Origin of the sequence: Halomonas sp. AOP7-B1-5, from assembly GCF_052353045.1 — a bacterium.
Classification (GTDB): domain Bacteria; phylum Pseudomonadota; class Gammaproteobacteria; order Pseudomonadales; family Halomonadaceae; genus Vreelandella; species Vreelandella colorata.
Window position 1 is genome coordinate 1 of the sequence record NZ_JBQTDC010000134.1, and the last position, 440, is coordinate 440.

Genomic DNA, 440 nt, shown 5'->3' on the forward strand with positions numbered 1-440 from the left:
TATTAAAGACTTGCGATTGGCATGATTTGCCATTTGGTAATTTAATGGCTACTCCTGAAGATGGTTACCCTATTGCAAAATTTACTTACTTAGAAGATGGTTTTTACCAAGTGGTTCAAGCGATTAAAAAAATTCTAAAAGAACTTGGTGCTGTTTCTCACAGCGATGCGCAAGTTGAGGGTATAAATAATTTTGTACCTCCAACAGCACATAGCACTCAACGAAGTAGTAATCTAGCCTGGATTTCTCATAGTACCTCAGCCAGTACCGCACTCAGGCTGTAACACCGCTAAACACCTACTGGCTCGACTTACATCGGCTACTTTTTAACCACTTTCCGTCCTTCAGACACACTTCCCCCTTTCCCCCATTGCGTCGGGCCGGGGGCGCCCGAGCAGTCAGTTCGGCACCAACCGCCTGACCAGATCGGATAGCGCCGT

The 440-nt window shown here is 46.1% G+C and carries 1 pseudogene; it reads left to right on the plus strand.

Features of this window, described 5'->3' with window-relative positions:
- Positions 1-284: pseudogene (locus ACT3XD_RS19730) on the plus strand (hypothetical protein); the annotation flags it as partial.
- Positions 285-440: the final 156 nt, after the last annotated feature.